13 protein-coding genes are annotated in these 17,352 nt (G+C 61.7%); 10 read left to right on the top strand and 3 right to left on the bottom strand.

Going from position 1 to position 17,352, the window contains the following annotated elements; translation table 11 throughout:
* The first annotated feature begins 158 nt into the window (after nt 1–158).
* Nucleotides 159–464 (top strand): DUF6388 family protein, encoded by a 306-nt coding sequence (locus BLU46_RS20895; protein WP_093205063.1) that lies wholly within the window; start codon nt 159–161, stop codon nt 462–464.
* A 69-nt stretch (nt 465–533) separates the two neighbouring features.
* Here BLU46_RS20895 and nadC read toward each other — a convergent pair whose 3' ends face one another.
* On the bottom strand, nt 534–1,382 hold the full coding sequence (nadC, locus tag BLU46_RS20900; protein ID WP_063027064.1) for a carboxylating nicotinate-nucleotide diphosphorylase: 849 nt from the start codon (nt 1,380–1,382) through the stop codon (nt 534–536).
* 272 nt (nt 1,383–1,654) lie between these two features.
* Between nadC and BLU46_RS20905 the strand changes: the two genes are divergently transcribed.
* The 5 genes from BLU46_RS20905 (at nt 1,655) to BLU46_RS20925 (ending at nt 8,009) form a co-directional block, all read left to right on the top strand.
* Nucleotides 1,655–3,814 carry a DUF1631 domain-containing protein gene (locus BLU46_RS20905; protein ID WP_093205067.1) on the top strand — a complete coding sequence of 720 codons (2,160 nt, stop codon included), beginning with the start codon at nt 1,655–1,657 and terminating at the stop codon, nt 3,812–3,814.
* A 61-nt stretch (nt 3,815–3,875) separates the two neighbouring features.
* The gene (ampD, locus tag BLU46_RS20910; protein ID WP_093205070.1) at nt 3,876–4,439 is read left to right on the top strand and encodes a 1,6-anhydro-N-acetylmuramyl-L-alanine amidase AmpD; all 564 of its coding nucleotides are present in this window, start codon (nt 3,876–3,878) and stop codon (nt 4,437–4,439) included.
* Nucleotides 4,436–5,272, top strand: a complete 837-nt coding sequence (gene ampE / locus BLU46_RS20915; protein ID WP_063027068.1) for a regulatory signaling modulator protein AmpE — start codon at nt 4,436–4,438, stop codon at nt 5,270–5,272. The genes ampD and ampE overlap by 4 nt, the downstream gene beginning before the upstream one ends.
* A 1,480-nt stretch (nt 5,273–6,752) precedes the next feature.
* A complete protein-coding gene (locus BLU46_RS33565) occupies nt 6,753–7,457 on the top strand; it encodes a methyl-accepting chemotaxis protein (RefSeq protein ID WP_371132334.1) in 705 nt (234 codons plus the stop codon).
* 120 nt (nt 7,458–7,577) lie between these two features.
* Nucleotides 7,578–8,009 (top strand): hypothetical protein, encoded by a 432-nt coding sequence (locus BLU46_RS20925; RefSeq protein WP_231988826.1) that lies wholly within the window; start codon nt 7,578–7,580, stop codon nt 8,007–8,009.
* On the opposite strand, the gene BLU46_RS20930 is transcribed toward BLU46_RS20925, so the two are convergent.
* Both BLU46_RS20930 and cra read right to left on the bottom strand, forming a co-directional pair.
* Nucleotides 7,956–8,732, bottom strand: coding sequence for a TatD family hydrolase (locus BLU46_RS20930; RefSeq protein ID WP_093205085.1), 777 nt, complete (start codon nt 8,730–8,732; stop codon nt 7,956–7,958). The genes BLU46_RS20925 and BLU46_RS20930 overlap by 54 nt on opposite strands.
* Before the next feature lie 5 nt (nt 8,733–8,737).
* Complete coding sequence (gene cra, locus BLU46_RS20935) at nt 8,738–9,733, bottom strand: catabolite repressor/activator (protein WP_063027076.1); 996 nt, start codon at nt 9,731–9,733, stop codon at nt 8,738–8,740.
* 293 nt (nt 9,734–10,026) lie between these two features.
* Between cra and ptsP the strand changes: the two genes are divergently transcribed.
* The 4 genes from ptsP to BLU46_RS20955 all read left to right on the top strand — a co-directional run bounded on the left by ptsP (nt 10,027) and on the right by BLU46_RS20955 (nt 17,258).
* On the top strand, nt 10,027–12,885 hold the full coding sequence (ptsP, locus tag BLU46_RS20940) for a phosphoenolpyruvate--protein phosphotransferase (protein WP_093205089.1): 2,859 nt from the start codon (nt 10,027–10,029) through the stop codon (nt 12,883–12,885).
* On the top strand, nt 12,886–13,806 hold the full coding sequence (gene pfkB, locus BLU46_RS20945; protein WP_093205092.1) for a 1-phosphofructokinase: 921 nt from the start codon (nt 12,886–12,888) through the stop codon (nt 13,804–13,806). It begins immediately after the preceding gene.
* An 11-nt stretch (nt 13,807–13,817) separates the two neighbouring features.
* Nucleotides 13,818–15,530, top strand: coding sequence for a PTS fructose-like transporter subunit IIB (locus tag BLU46_RS20950; protein WP_093205095.1), 1,713 nt, complete (start codon nt 13,818–13,820; stop codon nt 15,528–15,530).
* A 186-nt stretch (nt 15,531–15,716) separates the two neighbouring features.
* A complete protein-coding gene (locus tag BLU46_RS20955) occupies nt 15,717–17,258 on the top strand; it encodes an alkaline phosphatase D family protein (protein ID WP_093205098.1) in 1,542 nt (513 codons plus the stop codon).
* Nucleotides 17,259–17,352 lie beyond the last annotated feature (94 nt).

Consider the following 17,352-nt stretch of genomic DNA (forward strand, 5'->3'; position numbering starts at 1 on the left):
GGTTCGATTCCTGTCTCGGGCACAAAGGCAACACAGTTTTCAGATGATCCCAGAATGGTTCTGAAGGCCAGACGAACCGGTATTCATGCCTGTTCTTTTGTATCTGCGCGACCTTGATGACCCAGATGCATCCCCATTCCTCGATCTAAGAGAACGACATGACCACACAAGAAATGACCCAGGAAGCGCGGCAGGAAGCAGCCCTCAAAAAGTACGTCGCGGAGTCGCCGGAACTGCTGGATGAGATCAAGGACCTGAGCGCCGATGATCAAAGGGACCAGATCCAATGGGCATTTGAGGATGAGGCCGAAGCCCAGGGCTTGCAGCCGTGGGAATTGACCCTGAAGTACACCTCCACCCCCGAGGCGTTCGAGGCGGCGCGCCTGGCGTTGCACAAGGAAGCGGCCGAGGTGCTGGGTGTCGACTGGAACGAGTATTGCGGGATGAACAACCTCGCGATCTGATACGAGCTTAATGTGGCGAGGGAGCAAGCTCCCTCGCCACAAAAGCTAGCGCTTACATTTAACGGTGTCTCAGAGACTGAGCCGCATCGACAAATCCACCGCCTTCACATCCTTGGTCATCGCCCCGATGGAGATGTAGTCCACGCCAGTTTCAGCGATGGGCAGCAGGGTGCTTTCGTTGATCCCGCCACTGGCTTCCAGCTTGGCTTTGCCGCCGTTCAGGCGCACCGCTTCGCGCATATCATCGAGGCTCAGCTCATCCAGCATGATGATGTCGGCGCCCGCCGCCAGTGCTTCGCGCAGTTCCTCCAGGCTTTCCACTTCGATTTCCACCGGCTTGCCCGGGGCGATCTTGTGGGCGGCGCTGATGGCCTGGGCAATGCCGCCACAGGCTGCGATATGGTTTTCCTTGATCAGGAACGCGTCGTACAGGCCGATGCGGTGGTTGTGGCAACCGCCGCAGGTCACGGCGTACTTCTGCGCCAGGCGCAGGCCGGGCAGGGTCTTGCGGGTATCCAGCAGCTTGACCTGGGTGGTGGCGACAAAATCCGCCAGGTATTGGGCACGGGTGGCAACGCCTGACAGCAACTGCAGGAAATTCAGCGCGCAACGCTCGCCACTGAGCAGCGAACGGGCCGGGCCTTCGAGGTGAAACAGCACCTGGTTCGGGCTGACGCGCTCACCGTCGCGCACCTGCCAATGCACGGCGACGCGTGGGTCCAGCTGGCGAAACACCGCTTCCACCCAGGCCGTTCCGCTGATGACGGCGGCATCGCGAGTGATGATCGTGGCCTTGGCCAGGCGTTCGGCCGGGATCAGTTGTGCGGTGATATCCCCACTGCCGATGTCTTCCAACAGTGCGCGACGCACGTTGGCTTCGATTTCGGCGGTCAGGTCGGCTAGACGAAGATTGGGCATGACAGGCTCCACAAACAAAGTGCCTGGATTATAGGGGCAGGGCGGGCCTGAACCCAAGGCGACAGGTGCCACTGGCGCTGCTCATTTATCCAGTGATCACAGAGTTTGCTGGCGCAACAACCCTCATTTGCAAGATAATCTCGCGCCTTGCAATTGGCGTCATAGCTTTGACGTCGCCGTGATAGTCTGTTTTTCGCAGTGCTCCGGGGTACTTTGCCCCGTTGCCGCACCGATCTTCACACACTCGAATACCGCCGTTTCAGGAGGCCAGGATGCACAATGACGGGAAGGTGGTGCCGATCAATAAGGCACGGGCGACGCCGTCACCGCTCGCCCGCCTGCCGGTGGTATTGCTCCAGGTCCGTGACAAGGCGGCGCAGCAACTCAGGCAGGGATTGCAGGAGCTGTTTGATAACGCCGACGACACGCTGTTCGAAATGGCCGAAAAGTCCCGCAGCAACGTCGACCACGGCATTTTCTTTGAGGCCATGCGCGACTTGCGCCTCAAGCGCAAGAATTTCGAGCGCGGCTTCATGGAGCAGCTCTACGAGGCGTTTGCCAATCTTGGCAACGTGGAGCGGGGTGAGCTGCAATTGATTCCGGTGGTGTCCTACGCGGCGGTGCCCGGCGTATCCGGCGATGAGCTGGAAAAAGCTGTTGCGCTCGAGGCCATGCTGGGCAAGGTGCTGCGCCGCGATGGCCTGGCCCTTGGGCAGTTGACGGCGCGTTTGAGTGCGTTGCTCGACAAGCACATGGATGATCGGGACAACCCTCTGGGCCCGGCGATGCTGTGTGCGTTCTTTCTGCAAGCGGGACGCAGCCTTGGCGTAGAAATTCGGGTCAAGCTGATCATCCTCAAGCTGTTTGAAAAATACGTTCTCAGTGACGCTGATCTGTTGTACGGCGAAGCCAATCAATTGCTGATTGCCACCGGCGTATTGCCTGAGCTCAAGGCGGTACCCTCGCGGCGTGCGGTCGCTCCCGCCGATTTGCCTGAAGACACACCGCCGATTACCGGCCGTCCAGCAGACGACAGCGGGCAGGAAGTATTCGCGGCACTGCAAGAGTTGCTGTCCGCCGTGCGCGGCAGTGTGGCGCCCACTCTAGAGGCCAGCGCCGAGACCCAGCCAATTTCCACCCGTGACCTGCTGCGCCTGCTCTCCCATTTGCAGCAATACGTACCTGAGCCCGAAGTGGAGGATGATTTCGACCTGCGCAACCAGCTTGAACAGTTGCTGACCCGGGTCAGCGTCAAGAGCGGTAAGTCGCGGGTCGTGGAGGATGCGGACGAAGATGTGATCAATCTGATCGCCATGCTCTTCGAGTTCATCCTCAATGACTGCACGGTGCCGGAATCCCTCAAGGCGCTGATTGCGCGCCTGCAGATTCCGATGCTGAAAGTGGCGGTGCTGGACAAGAGCTTTTTCAGTCGCACCAGCCATCCCGCGCGGCGCCTGCTCAATGAAATCGCGGCGGCGGCCATGGGCTGGAGCCAGCGCGACGATTATCAGCGCGACAGCCTTTACCTGCACATCGAGCAGGTAGTGCAGCGGTTGTTGACCGATTTTGTGGATGATCCTGCGATCTTTTCCCAGCTCCTGACGGAGTTCACTGCGTTTACCCATGACGAGCGGCGCCGTAGCGAATTGCTGGAGCAACGTACCCGTGATGCGGAGGAGGGGCGCGCCCGTACCGAAATCGCCCGTCAGCGGGTGGCCGAGGCCCTTAATCTGCGGCTGATGGGTAAAGTGCTCCCCGAGGTGGTGGTGCAGTTCCTGCAGCAGGCCTGGAGCCAGGTGCTGTTGCTGGCCTGCCTGAAGCACGGCGAGCGTTCGCCGCAATGGGCGGGCGGGTTGCGCACCATGGATGAGTTGATCTGGAGTGTCGGCCTCAGCGAAGACACCGAAGCGGGGCGGCGCTTGCTGGAACAGCTGCCTGAATTGCTCAAGGCCCTGCGCGACGGGTTAAGCGGCGCCGCGTTTGATCCTTTCATCACCCGGGAATTTTTCACGCAGTTGCAGACGCTGCATGTCCTGTCTTTCCGGGGCAATCCAGATGGACAGTCTTTGCTGTCGCAGGTTGAGGTGCGGGAGGCATTCGTCCTCAGCCCTGCTGCACCGGCCGTTTCGGTGAGCCTGCCGGAAGATGACCCCGACCTGCTCAAGGTTCGCCAACTGCGAGTCGGTTGCTGGGTCGAATTCCAGGAGGACGCTGAAAATACCCTGCGCTGCAAGCTGACGGCGATTATTGCGCCCGGCAATACCTGTATTTTCGTCAATCGAACCGGCCTCAAGGTCCTGGAAAAAAGTCCGGTTGAACTGGCATTGGAGTTCAAGCGCGGCGCGGTGCGAACCCTGGATGATGCACTGCTGTTTGACCGTGCCCTGGCCTCGGTGATTGGCAATCTGCGCCAACTTCATCGCGCCAAGTGATCGCAACCGGACAGCGGAACGCGGCATACTGAGGCACCCCAGCCTCGTTCAAGGAACCTGTATGCAGTTGGACCCCGCCAGCGGTTGGTGCCAGGGCATCCGTCATTGCCCTTCGCCCAACTTCAACGAGCGCCCCGGTGGCGAGATTTCCCTGTTGGTGGTGCACAACATCAGCTTGCCACCGGCGCAATTCGCCTCCGGCAAGGTGCATGAGTTTTTCCAGAATCGTCTGGATGTCACGGAACATCCCTACTTTGAAGGTATTGCCGACCTACGGGTTTCTGCGCATTTTCTGATTGAGCGTGATGGCTCGGTGACGCAATTTGTTTCGTGCCTGGACCGTGCCTGGCACGCCGGCGTATCGAGCTTCGAGGGCCGTGAAACGTGTAACGACTTTTCCCTGGGAATTGAGCTGGAAGGTACTGATGACCTGCCTTTCACCGATGCTCAGTATCAATCCCTGATCGCCCTGACGCGCCAGTTGCTGGCGGTGTACACGGGCATTACCCGCCAGCGCATCTGTGGCCATAGCGATATCGCCCCGGGACGCAAGACCGATCCCGGACCCGCTTTTGATTGGGCGCGCTTTCGCAGCGCCTTGCAGGATGGAGGACACGCACAATGAGTTTTCTGGTGTTGGTGTTGGCGGTATGGATCGAGAAATTCTCGGCCCTGCGCCAGCGTATACAACGTGATGGTGGTTGGCTGCGGGAGCTGGCCAAGCTGGAATCAAGCGCCAGCCTGGGCAAACGGCCATGGCTGATTCTCGCGCTGCTGGTGCTGCTGCCGGTGGCGTTGCTCGCGCTGTTGCTGTTGGTGCTGGAACCGGTGGCTTATGGCTTGTTGGCGCTGCCGGTGCATTTGCTGGTGGTGATCTACAGCCTGGGCCGTGGCGATCTACTGGCCGGATTGGGTCCGTTCCGTGATGCCTGGCGCCGGAGTGACCTGCAAGCGGCCGAACATGTGGCCGAGCGCGACTTGAGCATCAGCGCCGACAGTGGCGAGCAACTGCTGGAGCGGGTCCAGGGCCATCTGTTATGGCAGGCCTACCAAAGCTTCTTCGCGGTGATTTTCTGGTACTTCCTCCTCGGGCCGGTGGCTGCCTTGGCCTACCGGTTGCTGGCGCTGGCGACCGAGCACAGCCAGAACCCGCTGGTGGCCGAGCGTGCCGGGCAATTGCGCCATGCCTTCGACTGGTTGCCGGTACGCCTGTTGGCGGCGAGTTTTGCCCTGGTAGGCAACTTCGTGGCGGTCGGCCGGGTGATGCTGCATGAGTTGCTGAGCTGGGACATCAGCGCGGCGCAACTGGTAGAAAAGGTGGGCCTGGTGGCCGCTGAAATCCCGCCGCCGGTGGTGGGACCTGACGGTATCAACAGCCTCGACCGTATCTGGGAATTGCTGCTGCGCGCCGCCGTGCTGTGGTACGCCGGCTTTGCCATCTGGACTGTGCTGCCCTGATCCACACCGGCAGGGGCGAGCAACTCGCTCCTGCCGTTAACCTTAAGTTACAAACCTCCTTTTCGAATTGAGCTATACAGACAGAGCGCCAAATAGTGGCTATCTGCCGCCGCCCTGCGCCCTCAATAAAAATAAAAGAAAAGGGAGTTCACCTGTGAAGAGCTTGCTCTATCCCGCCGTCGCGTTCATGAACCGCCTGACCTTCGGCATGAAGTTCAGCCTTATCAGCGTGCTGTTCCTGTTGCCGATGCTGGCCACCAACTATTACCTGGTGCGCGACTCCTGGCGTGAATTCCAGGGCACCCGTGTCGAGCTGCAAAGCCTCGACCTGCTGGGCAGCAGCCTGGCCCTGCGCCGCGACCTGGAAACCCTGAACAACCAGGTCCAGATCAACGCAACCCTCGGCCAATCAGGCAAAGCCGGTGATATTGAAAGCAAGATCGTCGCCCTGGAAGAGAACCTGCTGCAGCGCCTGCAAGGCTTCCACGCCCTGTCTGCCGACCCCGAGCAAGCCGCCGCCTTCGAAGCCAAGCGCGATGAAATGATCACCGCCTTCAAGGCCCAGCAACAGGAAACCTCGCTGCTCAGCAAAAGCGCGCTGATCGGCAAGCTCCTCAACCAGGCGCAGATGCTCAGCCAGATCATCGCCAGTCAGTCGGGCTTGAGCCGCGACCCTCAGGGCGACCTGCGCCAACTCAGCGAACTGATCACCAGCGTCACCCCGCACGTCACCCAAACCCTGGGCGAAGGCCGGGCAATGGGCGCTTATTCGTTGGGTCAGGGCTTTCTCAACTCGTCCTCCAGCACTCGCTTTGACGAATTACTGCAGCAACTGGAAAAACTCCAGGCCGAATACGGGCTGAAACTGCAAGATGCCCTCGGCTCCAGCAAGCCCGCCCACGCAGCCTTGGCGAGCCTGGCCGACGCGAGCAAGGCGAGCCTCAAGCAAGGCAGTGAGCTGTTCGAAGAGCAGGTCGTCGTGGCCGAAACCCTCGACGCTCCATGGCAAGGCTTCTACGACGAAGTCAGCAATTTGATGGTCAAGACCTATCAACTTGACGACGCCACCCTGACCTTTCTTGAGCAGCAACTGGAGCAACGCCTGTCAGAAAACCGCACGCACATGATCGGGTTGGTGGCGGCCCTGGCGTCGGTGTTTTTGCTGATCTTCTATTTGTACGCCGGTTTCTACGCCTCCACCCGCACCACCTTGCGCCGCCTGGGGGCGACGATGGACAAGGTGGCGGCCGGTGACATGACCGTTACCTTCATTGCCCACAGCCGCGACGAACTGGGGCATTTGGGTCAGGTGTTCAACGCCACCGTGGCCAAAATCCATGACCTGATCGAGCGGGTAGGGCACACCGTCAACCAGGTCGAACACCAGGCCGGGCAAGTGGAATCGGTCTCGGCCAGCAGCAATCAGGCCGTGTCCGGCCAGCGCAGCCAGATCGAGCAAGTGGCAACTGCCATGAACCAGATGTCATCCACCGCCCAGGAAGTGGCTCGCAGTGCAGCGGCGGCGGTCAGCAGTGCCCACAGCGTCAACGATGAAACTGTCAGCGGCCGCGGCCTGGTGCAGTCCCAGCAAGGCAGCATCGCGGCGTTGGCCTCGGAGATCGATCAATCGGTGCGGGTGATCAACCAGTTGGCCATCGACAGCCAATCCATCAGTCGCGTGCTGGAAGTGATCAAGAGCATCGCCGAACAGACCAATTTGCTGGCGCTGAATGCCGCCATTGAGGCCGCGCGTGCCGGTGAGCAAGGACGCGGTTTCGCCGTAGTAGCCGATGAGGTGCGCACTTTGGCCCGGCGTACTCAGCACTCCACCGAGGAAATCGAGCAGATGATTGCCAAGCTCCACAGTGGCGTCGGCGCAGCGGTGAAGGCCATGGGCACCAGCCACGAGATGGCCAATGGCACGGTGGGGCAGTCGGAGAAAGTCCAGCAGGCCCTGGAAAATATCCTCGGCGCGGTAGGCATGATCGTCGACCAGAACCAGCAGATTGCCGCCGCCGTCGAGCAGCAGACTGCCGTGGCCCATGATATCGATCAGAACATCGTCGAGATCAACCGTGCGGGAGAGCATGCGGCGCAGGGCGCGCACCAGACCGAAGAGGCCAGCCGGCAGTTGTCCTTGCAAGTGATCGAGCTGAAGCAGTTGATCGGTGCCTTTCGAGTGTGAGGGCTGGCCGTAGGATTACTTCTTGGATGGCGTAGCATTTGTCTTGTTTTTGGCGTTGATCTTTTCCCGCTGTCAAAATGGGTGAGAATTTGTCTGATCCATTTACGCGGAGGTTCGGTGATGACCGCTGCAATTGTCGGTGTCAGAGGGCATTGCGTCCTTTGCGATATGTCCTTTGAGCTCAAGCCCTGGCAGCTCAATGCCATTGCTATCCATGAACCCTTTGAGTGCCCGTATTGCCACAAAGGCGTGGAACCGAGTTGCCCCAAGCAGTTGAAGCAGTTCAAGTCTCTGGACAACCTTGGCCTGTTGCGTCCGAGCATGATCGTGCTGACCAGCGTGGCGCTGCTGGTGGCGTTGGTAGCCGAGTGGATAGGGCTGATCAGCGTGACCGGGCAGCTCAATGTCTCGCTGATGGCGGTGCTGATTTACTGCCTGACCTTGCGATACGCCCGTCACCGGCAGCGGATGACGCTGACGCTGCGGGAGGTAAAAGGCCTACCAGTTAAACAGCTCGCAGGCATTGTGGGTACTCGCCTCGGCCAACGTTGATGGGCTGATGCCCATGCGCTCCGCCAGGGCGGCACAGATGTCTGACAGATGTTCAGGGCTGTTGCGCTGGCCGGGGTACATGACGGGCGCCATGTCTGGTGAGTCGGTTTCCAGCACCACGCTTTCCAGCGGCAGTCGCGCGATCACCTTGTGCATGCGCAGGGCTTGCGGCCACGTCGCCGCGCCGCCCAGGCCCAGTTTGAAACCGAGCTTGATGTACTCGCGGGCCTCTTCCTGGCTGCCGGCAAACGCGTGGATGATGCCGCCCCGTGGCAGACGAATGCGCTTGAGGGTGGCGATCACGGCGGCGTGGCTGCGGCGCACATGCAGCAGGGCCGGCAGCTGGAAATCCACTGCCAGCTTCAGTTGGGCTTCAAACAGGCGTTGCTGGCGTTCGCGGTCCAGCTGTTCGAGGAAGTAATCCAGGCCGATTTCGCCCACTGCGCACAGTTGCCGGTGGCCGTTCAGGCGGGTGAGCCAGTCGCCCAGTTCCGTCAGGTCGGCGGGGCGATGGTCGTCGAGATACACCGGGTGCAGGCCGAAGGCGGCGAATAAATCCGCGTCGCTTTGCACCAGGTCCCACAAGCGTTGCCAATTTTGCTGATAGACCCCCAGCACCACCATCCTGCGCACGCCCAACTGGCGACTGCGGTTCAGGACCTCGGCGCGATCAGCGTCGAAGTCCGGAAAGTCCAGATGGGTGTGGCTGTCGGTCAGCTCCACACCGCTTACTCCGAGTGAATCCGCTGCTTGAACGTGCGGCCGATGGCATGCACCCCTGGCGCGTAGTGCTGTTCTTCAACGGCCGCCAGCGCCAGGCGCAGCGCGGTGTCGGCGATCAATTGATGCTGCTGGGCCATGGCGTTCACCGGCAGCGGCAGGAAATCCAGCAACTGCGTGTCGCCAAACGTCCCCAGGCGCAGCGGGCGGGATTTGAGCGGGAAGTCATGCAACGCATCAAACACCCCTTGCAGCAGGACGTAGGACGTCGTCACCAGCGCGTCAGGCAAATGCCCCAGGCTTTGCAGCAATTGCTCCATCAACTGTCGGCCACAATCGCGGCTGAACGACTCGCCTTGTTCGATCAGCACTTCACCGTTGAAGTCTTTCAGCGCTTCCTTGAAACCAGTGGCACGCTCCTGACTGATGCTCAGCTCTGGCCGGGCGCCGATCAACACGATCTGCTTGGGCAGCGGTTGCAGCAGGCTGCTGGTCAATTGCTGGCAGGCCTGGCGATCATCACTGACCACCGAGCAAAACTGCGTAGACTCCATGACCCGGTCGATGGCGATCACCGGCAGGCCCTTGGCTTGCAGCTCGCGGTAGCTGTCATCGCTGGCCGGCAGGCAGCTGGCCACAAACAACGCATCGCAACGGCGGGCGCGGAACAGTTGCAGCAATTGCCGTTCACTGTTGGCGTCGTCATCGGAACTGGCGATCAGCAGTTGATAGCCACGCGCCCGGGCGCCTTGCTCCAGGAGCTTGGCGATACGTGCGTAACTGGGGTTTTCCAGGTCTGGCAGGATAAAACCCAGGGTACGGGTATGCCGGCTGCGCAGCCCGGCGGCCTGGGGGTTGGGCGTAAAGCCATGTTCTTCAACCACGGCACGCACCCGTTCGACGGTTGCGCTGCTGATCCGTTGCTGTTCGGCCTTGCCATTGATGACGTAGCTGGCGGTGGTCACAGACACACCGGCAATGCGCGCGATATCACTGAGTTTCAAACCGGGATTTCCTTGTTTTTTAGAGCTTGCCCCGACACTTTGTCCAATCGTAACCGATTACTGCAGACGACCATTGTCGCAACTCAACAGCCGAGTGGCGCTTCAATCATGGGAAATTAACGCGTAATCTGCCATAAATTCTAGATTAAACGTTTCAGCAAGCGTATTTTTACGATTATCGCGACGAACGTGGTCCTGCCAACTGACCACTCAGTCAATTTTTTCGAACGCATTTGCACTGATTTATTCAAAATAATACCTAGTGCGCACGCCGCACTAACTAGGAGAACGGCATGCTTGAGCTCACCCACGAGCAGATATCCATGGGCCAGACGGCTGTGGATAAGTCTGCTGCCTTGCAACTGCTCGCTGAAAAACTGGTGGCCGATGGCCTGGTCGCCGAGGGTTACCTCAGTGGCTTGCAAGCGCGTGAAGCCCAAGGCTCGACCTTTCTCGGCCAAGGCATCGCCATCCCCCACGGTACTCCCGAAACCCGCGACCAGGTGTTCGCCACCGGCGTGCGCCTCCTGCAATTCCCCGAGGGCGTGGATTGGGGCGATGGCCAGATCGTTTACCTGGCGATCGGCATTGCCGCCAAATCCGACGAACACCTGCGCCTGCTGCAACTGCTGACCCGAGCCCTCGGCGAGACTGACCTGGGCCAGGCCCTGCGCCGCGCCAGCTCCGCCGAAGCTTTGCTGAAACTGCTGCAAGGCGCACCGCAGGAGCTGGCGCTGGACGCACAGATGATCGGGTTGGGCGTGTCGGCTGATGATTTCGAAGAGCTGGTGTGGCGTGGCGCACGCCTGCTGCGCCAGGCCGATTGCGTAAGCAATGGGTTTGCCGCCGTGCTGCAACAAGTCGATGCGCTGCCCCTGGGCGATGGCCTGTGGTGGCTGCACAGCGAGCAGACGGTGAAACGTCCCGGCCTGGCCTTTGTCACTCCGGACAAACCGATGCGTTACCTGGGCCAGCCATTGAGCGGCCTGTTCTGCCTGGCCAGCCTCGGCGAGGCTCACCAGACCTTGCTCGAACGCCTGTGCGCCTTGCTGATCGAAGGCCGCGGCCAGGAACTCGGCCGCGCCACCAGCAGCCGGGCCGTGCTGGAAGTGCTCGGCGGTGAACTGCCGGCCGACTGGCCCAGCGTGCGCATCGCCCTGGCCAACGCCCACGGCCTGCATGCGCGCCCCGCGAAGATCCTCGCGCAATTGGCGAAAAGTTTTGACGGTGAAATCCGTGTGCGCATCGTGGATGGTGATGTCAGCGCGGTGTCGGTAAAAAGCCTGAGCAAGTTGCTGAGCCTTGGCGCACGGCGTGGCCAGGTGCTGGAGTTTGTCGCTGAGCCAACCATTGCCGGTGACGCCTTGCCCGCCTTGCTGGCGGCAGTGGAAGAAGGTCTCGGTGAAGAAGTCGAGCCGCTGCCAGCGGTCAGCGCCCAGCAGGTCGTCGTCGATATCGAACCCGTGATCAGCGCCCCGGTATCCGGCAGCCTGATCCAGGCCATCGCCGCCGCCCCCGGCATTGCGATTGGCCCGGCGCATATCCAGGTGCTGCAACCTTTCGAATACCCGCTGCGCGGTGAGTCGCCAGTGATTGAGCGCCAACGCCTGCACGCGGCATTGACCGACGTGCGCCGGGATATCCAGGGCCTGATCGAGCGCAGCAAATCCAAGGCCATCCGCGAGATCTTCATCACCCACCAGGAGATGCTCGACGACCCGGAACTGACCGACGAAGTCGAGACGCGTCTCAAGCAGGGCGAAAGCGCCGAAGCCGCCTGGATGAGCGTGATCGAAGCCGCCGCCAAACAGCAGGAATCGCTGCAGGACGCCTTGCTCGCCGAGCGCGCTGCTGACCTGCGTGACATTGGCCGCCGCGTGCTGGCGCAACTGTGCGGTGTCGAAACCGCCCAGGAGCCGGACGAACCCTACATTCTGGTGATGGACGAAGTGGGCCCCTCGGACGTGGCGCGCCTGGACCCGGTGCGTGTTGCCGGCATCCTCACCGCCCGTGGCGGCGCCACCGCCCACAGCGCCATCGTCGCCCGCGCCCTGGGCATTCCCGCGCTGGTGGGTGCAGGCCCGGCGGTGTTGCTGCTGGCCTCGGGCACGCCGTTGCTGCTGGATGGCCAACGCGGTCGCTTGCATGTCGACGCCGACGCCGCCACCTTGCAACGCGCCACCGTCGAACGCGACACCCGCGAACAACGCCTGCAAGCCGCCGCCGCGCAACGCCATGAACCGGCGCTGACCCGCGATGGCCATGCCGTAGAAGTGTTCGCCAATATCGGCGAAAGCGCCGGGGTTGCCAGCGCAGTCGAGCAGGGCGCCGAAGGTATCGGCCTGCTGCGCACCGAACTGATTTTCATGGCGCACAAACAAGCGCCCGACGAAGCCACCCAGGAAGCCGAATACCGCCGGGTACTCGACGGCCTCGGCGGTCGGCCACTGGTGGTGCGCACCCTGGATGTGGGCGGTGACAAACCGCTGCCTTACTGGCCGATCGCCAAGGAAGAAAACCCCTTCCTCGGCGTGCGTGGTATCCGCCTGACCCTGCAACGCCCGCAGATCATGGAAGCGCAATTGCGTGCGCTGTTGCGCTCGGCGGACAACCGTCCGCTGCGCATCATGTTCCCCATGGTCGGCAGCGTGGATGAGTGGCGCCAGGCCCGGGACATGACCGAGCGCCTGCGCCTGGAAATCCCGGTGGCCGACCTGCAATTGGGGATCATGATCGAAGTGCCGTCGGCCGCGTTGCTGGCGCCGGTACTGGCCAAGGAAGTGGACTTCTTCAGCGTCGGCACCAACGACCTGACCCAGTACACCCTGGCCATCGACCGTGGCCACCCGACGCTGTCGGCTCAGGCTGACGGCCTGCATCCGGCCGTGTTGCAACTGATCGACATCACCGTGCGCGCCGCCCATGCCCATGGCAAATGGGTGGGGGTGTGCGGCGAGTTGGCGGCCGACCCGTTGGCGGTTCCGGTGCTGGTCGGCCTGGGAGTGGATGAGCTGAGCGTGTCTGCGCGCAGCATCCCCGAGGTCAAGGCACGGGTACGTGAATTCAGTCTGAGCGAGGCCCAAGGCCTGGCCCAAAAAGCTCTGGCGGTGGGTTCCCCCGCCGAAGTGCGTGCGCTTGTGGAGGCCGTGTAAATGGCAAGGATTTTAAGCCTGACGCTGAACCCGGCGTTGGACCTGACGGTGCGCCTGACGCGCCTGGAACCGGGTGAGGTCAACCGCAGTGAGGCGATGATCACCCATGCTGCCGGCAAGGGCGTGAACGTCGCTCAAGTGCTGGCGGACCTTGGCCATCAGGTGACCGTGGGCGGCTTTCTTGGCGAGGACAATCCCCAAGCGTTCGAGATGCTGATTGCCCGTCGCGGTTTCACCGATGCCTTTATTCGCGTACCGGGCGAAACCCGCAGCAATATCAAGATCGCCGAACAGGACGGGCGGGTCACGGACGTCAACGCCCCGGGCCCGCTGGTCAGCGAGCAGGCGCAACAGGCACTGCTTGAGCAGTTGGCGCGGATTGCTCCGGGACACGACGCTGTCGTCGTGGCCGGCAGCCTGCCACGCGGCATCACCCCTCAGTGGTTCCAGAGCCTGCTGCAGCAACTGAAAAACCTCGGTTTGAAAGTCGCTCTGGACACCAGCGGCGAAGCGCTGCGCGCCGGATTGAACGCCGGCCCATGGCTGATCAAACCCAATACTGAAGAACTGGCCGATGCCCTCGGTCATGCCACGGATGCTGTCAGCCAACTGCATCGGCAAGGTGTTGAGCATGTGGTGGTCTCCGACGGTGCCGCAGGCGTGAGCTGGTACAGCCCGGATGCCGCGCTGCACGCCACGCCACCCAAAGTAACGGTGGCCAGTACCGTAGGCGCCGGCGACTCGCTGTTGGCCGGGATGCTTCACGGTTTGCTCAATGGCGATACGCCGGAGCAGACCCTGCGCCGCGCCACTGCCATTGCCGCGATGGCGGTCACGCAAATCGGCTTTGGCATCACCGATGAGGCACAGCTTGAGACTTTGCAGAGCGGCGTCCACGTGCGCCCGCTGACAGAACAATAAGAGGGTTGGTCATGAAGTTAGCCATTGTTACTGCCTGCCCGAACGGCATGGTCACCAGTGTGCTGTGCGCCCGCTTGCTGGACGCCGCCGCCCAGCGCCAGGGCTGGAGCACCAGCGTCGAAGTGGTCGATGTGCAACACCCGGAACGTCAATTGTCGGCGGCCACCATTGAAGCCGCCGAGTGGGTGTTGCTGGTCAGCAGCACGCCGGTGGACATGCAGCGTTTTGTCGGCAAACGCGTATTCCGCAGCACGCCGGCCCAGGCGCTGCAGGATGTGGACGCGGTGTTGCGTCGCGGGGTCGAAGAGGCTCAGGTGCAGGAGGCTGATGCGGCACCGGCGAAAAGCACGCCGCGTATCGTCGCGATCACCGCGTGCCCGACCGGCGTCGCCCACACCTTCATGGCTGCCGAAGCGTTGCAGCAAACCGCCAAGCGCCTCGGGTATGACCTGCAGGTGGAAACCCAGGGCTCGGTGGGCGCCCGCACGCCACTGAGTCCCGAGGCGATTCGTGACGCCGACGTGGTGCTGTTGGCCGCCGATATCGAAGTCGCCACCGAGCGCTTTGTCGGCAAGAAAATCTATCGCTGTGGCACCGGGATCGCGCTCAAGCAATCCGAGGCGACCCTCAACAAGGCGCTGGCCGAAGGCAAGCAGGAATCCGCTGCCAGTGGTGCGGCCGCCAAACCGGAGAAGACCGGTGTCTACAAACACCTGCTCACCGGCGTGTCGTTCATGTTGCCGATGGTGGTGGCGGGCGGTCTGCTGATCGCCCTGTCGTTCGTATTCGGCATTCATGCCTTTGAAGAAAAAGGCACCCTGGCCGCCGCGCTGAAAACCGTCGGCGACCAGGCCTTCATGCTGATGGTGCCGCTGTTGGCGGGTTATATCGCCTACTCGATTGCCGACCGTCCGGGCCTGGCTCCCGGCATGATCGGCGGTCTGCTGGCCAGCACCTTGGGCGCGGGGTTTATCGGCGGGATCTTCGCCGGTTTCCTGGCCGGCTACTGCGTCAAATTCATCAGTCGTGCGATCCGTTTGCCCCAGAGCCTCGAAGCCCTCAAGCCGATCCTGATCATCCCGTTGCTGGCGAGCCTGTTCACGGGCCTGGCGATGATTTACCTGGTGGGGCCGCCGGTGGCGAAGATGCTTACCGGCCTCACGGATTTCCTCAGCACCATGGGCACCACCAACGCCGTGCTGCTGGGCATCTTGTTGGGCGGCATGATGTGCGTCGACCTGGGCGGGCCGATCAACAAGGCGGCCTACGCGTTTTCCGTCGGCCTGCTGGCGGCGCAAAGCGGTGCACCCATGGCCGCGACCATGGCCGCCGGCATGGTGCCGCCCATTGGCATGGGCATCGCCACCTTCCTGGCGCGGCGCAAGTTCGCCCAGACCGAGCGCGAAGCCGGCAAGGCCGCGTTGATTCTCGGCATGTGCTTTATCTCCGAAGGCGCAATTCCGTTTGCCGCCAAGGACCCGCTGCGGGTGATTCCGGCGAGCATCGCTGGCGGCGCGCTGACCGGTGCGCTGTCGATGTATTTCGGCTGCAAACTGATGGCGCCTCATGGCGGGTTGTTTGTGATGCTGATCCCGAATGCGATCAACCATGCGCTGCTGTATCTGCTGGCGATTGTGGCGGGGAGTTTGTTGACCGCTGTGGTGTATGCTTTCCTCAAACGCCCGGAGACCGTAGAGCTTTCTGTCGCACCCGCCCAGGCATAACTCGGTTCATGTGGGAGCTGGCTTGCCTGCGATGCAGGCACCTCGGTGTATCAGCGTAACCGAGGTGATGCGATCGCAGGCAAGCCAGCTCCCACATTTGATCTTCGTTATGAATAAGGTCTGTGTCATATCCCCTTCATCCCTTCATGCTTAAGTTTCCCTTTTGCTGCTCGAGAGGGAACCTGCATGAGCCACTTCAATCTCGGTCGCCGCCGCGTGATGCAAGCCGTTGGCGCCGGCCTGTTGTTGCCGGGCCTCGCGCCTGCGGTGATCGCCTCGGTCAAGGATCGCCCGCAACTTACCGACGGCGTGCAATCCGGCGACCTGCTGGGCGACCGCGCGATGATCTGGAGCCGCAGCGACCGCCCGTCGCGGATGGTGGTGGAGTGGGATACCCGTAGCGTATTCAGCAACCCGCGCAAATTCGTCTCGCCCCTGGTCGACAGCCGCACGGATTTCACCGCCCGTGTCGAACTCACCGGACTGCCCGTCGACCAGGCGATTTTCTACCGTGTGCACTTCGAAGACGCCCAGACCGGCGTGGCCAGCGAGCCCTGGTTCGGCCACCTGCGCAGCGTGCCGCAACAGCGCCGGGACATCCGCTTTGTGTGGAGCGGCGATACCGTTGGCCAAGGCTTCGGCATCAACCCGGACATCGGCGGCATGCGCATCTACGAAGCCATGCGCTTGCGCCTGCCGGACTTCTTTATCCACAGCGGCGACACCATCTACGCCGACGGCCCGGTGCCCGCGCAACTGACCACCGAAGACGGACGCATCTGGCGCAACATCACCACCGAAGCCAAAAGCAAAGTCGCCGAAACCCTGAATGAATACCGGGGCAACTATCGCTACAACCTGATGGACGAAAACGTGCGTCGCTTCAATGCCGAAGTGCCGCAGATCTGGCAGTGGGACGACCACGAAGTGATCAACAACTGGTCGCCGAGCAAGCAGCTGGATGAGCGCTACAAGACCCGCGACATCAACACCCTGGTAGGCCGTGCGCGCCAGGCCTGGCTGGAATATTCGCCCATGCGCCGGCAAAGCGCCGACCAGGGTGGGCGGATTTATCGCAAGCTCAGCTACGGCCCTTTGCTGGATGTTTTCGTGTTGGACATGCGCAGCTATCGCGGGCCGAACGACGACAACCTTGGCGGCGAAAAACCGTTTCTTGGACGTGAACAACTGGACTGGCTCAAGCGCGAATTGAAAGCCTCCCAGGCGCAGTGGAAAGTCATCGCTGCCGACATGCCCATTGGCCTCGGCGTACCCGACGGTGAGGTCAGCCCTGGCGTGCCACGTTGGGAGGCCATCGCCAACGGTGACCCGGGACCGGCTCAGGGACGGGAATTGGAGATCGCCGAATTGCTCGCGTTTTTGCGGGCGCAGCAGGTGCGTAATCACGTGTGGCTCACGGCGGATGTGCATTACTGCGCGGCCCATCATTACCATCCGGATCGGGCGGCGTTTCAGGATTTTGAACCGTTCTGGGAGTTCGTCGCCGGGCCGTTGAACGCTGGGAGTTTTGGGCCTAATCCGCTGGATAAAACCTTTGGCCCGGAAGTGGTGTTCGAGAAGGCACCGACGGTGCAGAACAGCTCGCCGTTTGCCGGGTTCCAGTTTTTTGGCGAGGTGCAGATTGATGGGCAGACGGCGGAACTGACGGTGATTTTGCGGGACCTGGATGGGGTTTCGGTGTTTGAACAGAAACTGCAGCCCGCCTGATTTGGAATGCAATTAAACATGTGGGAGCTGGCTTGCCTGCGATAGCGGAGTGTCAGTCAATAATTTTTAACTGATACACCGCCATCGCAGGCAA

Origin of the sequence: Pseudomonas yamanorum (assembly GCF_900105735.1) — a bacterium.
GTDB classification, from domain to species: domain Bacteria; phylum Pseudomonadota; class Gammaproteobacteria; order Pseudomonadales; family Pseudomonadaceae; genus Aquipseudomonas; species Aquipseudomonas yamanorum.

Bases quoted from the DNA above. Each gene is read 5' to 3' on its own strand.
- BLU46_RS20895 (WP_093205063.1), top strand. From the start codon at position 159: ATGACCACACAAGAAATGACCCAGGAAGCGCGGCAGGAAGCAGCCCTC.
- BLU46_RS20925 (WP_231988826.1), top strand. From the start codon at position 7,578: ATGACCGCTGCAATTGTCGGTGTCAGAGGGCATTGCGTCCTTTGCGAT.
- nadC (WP_063027064.1), bottom strand. From the start codon at position 1,382: ATGCCCAATCTTCGTCTAGCCGACCTGACCGCCGAAATCGAAGCCAAC.
- ptsP (WP_093205089.1), top strand. From the start codon at position 10,027: ATGCTTGAGCTCACCCACGAGCAGATATCCATGGGCCAGACGGCTGTG.
- BLU46_RS20905 (WP_093205067.1), top strand. From the start codon at position 1,655: ATGCACAATGACGGGAAGGTGGTGCCGATCAATAAGGCACGGGCGACG.
- ampD (WP_093205070.1), top strand. From the start codon at position 3,876: ATGCAGTTGGACCCCGCCAGCGGTTGGTGCCAGGGCATCCGTCATTGC.
- ampE (WP_063027068.1), top strand. From the start codon at position 4,436: ATGAGTTTTCTGGTGTTGGTGTTGGCGGTATGGATCGAGAAATTCTCG.
- pfkB (WP_093205092.1), top strand. From the start codon at position 12,886: ATGGCAAGGATTTTAAGCCTGACGCTGAACCCGGCGTTGGACCTGACG.
- BLU46_RS20950 (WP_093205095.1), top strand. From the start codon at position 13,818: ATGAAGTTAGCCATTGTTACTGCCTGCCCGAACGGCATGGTCACCAGT.
- BLU46_RS20955 (WP_093205098.1), top strand. From the start codon at position 15,717: ATGAGCCACTTCAATCTCGGTCGCCGCCGCGTGATGCAAGCCGTTGGC.
- BLU46_RS33565 (WP_371132334.1), top strand. From the start codon at position 6,753: ATGTCATCCACCGCCCAGGAAGTGGCTCGCAGTGCAGCGGCGGCGGTC.